The sequence below is a fragment of the Pseudomonas sp. URMO17WK12:I7 genome (assembly GCF_003269045.1).
In the GTDB taxonomy this organism is placed as follows: domain Bacteria; phylum Pseudomonadota; class Gammaproteobacteria; order Pseudomonadales; family Pseudomonadaceae; genus Aquipseudomonas; species Aquipseudomonas putida_J.
The window spans coordinates 1-2,244 of sequence record NZ_QLTL01000041.1; the positions used below are offsets into that span (position 1 = coordinate 1).

Annotated in this window: 4 protein-coding genes; all 4 read right to left on the reverse strand. The window is 47.3% G+C overall.

All coding sequences use genetic code 11. From position 1 onward, the window contains the following. Positions 1-16: 16 nt before the first annotated feature. Positions 17-874 (reverse strand): hypothetical protein, encoded by an 858-nt coding sequence (locus H040_RS27175; RefSeq protein WP_081784308.1) that lies wholly within the window; start codon positions 872-874, stop codon positions 17-19. After that, the gene (locus H040_RS27915) at positions 867-1,220 is read right to left on the reverse strand and encodes a DUF2515 family protein (RefSeq protein ID WP_256208086.1); all 354 of its coding nucleotides are present in this window, start codon (positions 1,218-1,220) and stop codon (positions 867-869) included. Before H040_RS27915 ends, H040_RS27175 begins: the two co-directional genes overlap by 8 nt. A gap of 11 nt (positions 1,221-1,231) precedes the next feature. Beyond that, on the reverse strand, positions 1,232-1,744 hold the full coding sequence (locus H040_RS27920) for a DUF2515 family protein (RefSeq protein ID WP_256208087.1): 513 nt from the start codon (positions 1,742-1,744) through the stop codon (positions 1,232-1,234). A 107-nt stretch (positions 1,745-1,851) separates the two neighbouring features. After that, positions 1,852-2,244 (reverse strand): DUF2345 domain-containing protein (locus tag H040_RS27925; RefSeq protein ID WP_033696333.1); only part of this gene is annotated, 393 nt, incomplete at its 5' end.

Sequence of the window (2,244 nt, forward strand, 5' to 3'; positions counted from 1 at the left end):
GGGGCTGATCGGGTGGTTATTCCAGGGCCTTGATGGGCGGGTCCTGGTAGTCCTCATCGATAGCGATGCCCATTTTTTTCAGGCGTGCTTCGGTTAGGGCGCGTTCCTGAGCCATGCGTTTGAGCTCAGGGGGGAGCAGTCTTACCCAATCATCTTGATTCTCATTTGGGACAAAATTTTTATAAAACTCTGCTTCTGACTGGAAATTAAATGAAAAAAGATAGGAGCCGCGTTCTTGTGGCGCTTGTGGGGTGTTCTCTCGCTGGACACGGAAAAGGAGGTAGTTGCCATCCTTATGAAAGTACCAGTTGTTGATTGTCGGCATTGCTAACCACTGTGCCTGACTTAGTTTTAGCGTAGGATCTTTCCAAGGGCCGGTGCCAACAGGCACACCTAGCACTTCGTCAAAGAGGTTGAACTTGCTCGCTTCGCTTCCTGGTATTCTTGCTTCATTGGGGAGAATATAGCGATGCCATCCCGAAAGCCTCAACTTGACTAGAGTGTCGTTGAAATATTGTATGAACTCAGAATGTTCGGAGTTCGAAGGCGCGGGTGCAACCCTGATGCTGGCGTTTTCCACGAGGTCTGTTTTATATGTGATAAGTGCTGCGCTAACTATGTTATTCAGAGGTAAAGGGTTTTTGTTTGGGTCTACAATGGCTGCGCCTTTGTTTTCGCTCTTGGATGAGGTGCTAAACTCATAAAAGCATACTTTTGAGTTGCAGTCTTTCGTCAACTGCATCGTGGAGCTTGCCAGTATATTCTTGATGCTGTCGTTTAAAGAAAATGTCACATTGGGTTTTTTTTCATTCACGTTCGATGCTCCGCAGGCAGTCAGTAATAAAAAAAATAGTGAAGCCAAATGCTTATTCATTGTTATGCCATGAGCTTATGGTTGAAATAGTGATTTCCATTTGTCTTTTATCTTTATCCATTAGGTGGTGATATTTGGTGGCGATCTCGGTTATGAAGATCATTCTATCGGTGGAATCGTATAGATCACCTTCTTTCATGACCACATCGCGATCTGGGTCACCAGTCTCACATTGTGTGCTGAACGCTGCCAGGCGGCGAGGTACGCCAAACTTCCCTTCTAGCTTCGCTTGCCCGTCAAGTAGTAGCTGGAAGTCCCAATTTTCGTAAATCAGAGGCTGTAAAATCCAAAGCTGCTCGTGATCAGCGATTTTCATTAATGAGGCCAACTGGAGTTCTCTGCGCAAGACTCCATCTTTCAAAACTTCGACTTTTTTATGAGGTCGAAGCCTTCTTTTAATGGGGTGGTTTCTGCCAGAAAATTAATTTTCGGTAGGGCGTCGTCAATCCATGGTAGCTCTTTGAATGCGACTTTAAAGTCAGAAATATAGCAGTTACAGTTCCTTTCTGGTACGGCGCTTTTGAATTCGTCGGGGTAATTTATATAAAACCAGTGCCATACAAAAATATCTTGGAACAGCCAAAAATTGCCTTCGCCCAAGTGCATTTTGGTGATGTCAAAAAAAGGCGCTGCTGCACCAGTCCATCGCCATTTACTATTGCTGGCATAATCAAGGGCGCACATGACCTGTTTGCTGGCAAATGCAGCCAGTCCGGTCCAGTAGAATCTGCCTTTCAATTCAGGCTTTCCGTTGCGCTCAAGCTCAAGATAAATGCGTGCATAATTTCCAGCGATGCGCTCTGCGCGCGTGCTGAAATCTTTTATTAGTTCATAGCGCGCGGTGCTTTTAAACTCGATGCGCGTTTTCACCGATAGGCGCCGTACCGCTTCTTGTTGCCCGAGAGTCCATAGTTCCCTGTAATGAACCTGTGAATCGGACGTAGAGCACGTTTGCTCATTGAATTGTAAGTCTTGCTTCATGGTTTGATTCTCGGCACAAATGTGTCAGCACCTGTCGGCACTACCAGTTCATCGGGCACAAGCCGCATTCTGGCTGTATCAGGTTTATCGCTGAAAAGGCGTGAGGTCATACCGTCTTGATCGGTGAAGTAAACTCGCTTGCCTTGACCTGGCACATCGAATTCGATTGCGACGTCCTCCAGCGGAGTCCCGAAACTGGTTCTCAGCCTGTTCTGTTCGTCGTACATACCGGATTCAGGGCTGTTAGGAAGTTCCTTGAAGTCGTGCTCCATGCTGGCCGGCCCATCTAGCGTCTTCTTCGCCCCCTTGATATCGATGGTCCCCGGCGCATGCACCTCGATATTGCTGCCCTTGATGCGGATATAGGCACCACCGCTGGTAAGCAGGAT

Coding starts and splice junctions, on each gene's coding strand:
- H040_RS27175 (WP_081784308.1), bottom strand. CDS start 874: ATGAATAAGCATTTGGCTTCACTATTTTTTTTATTACTGACTGCCTGC.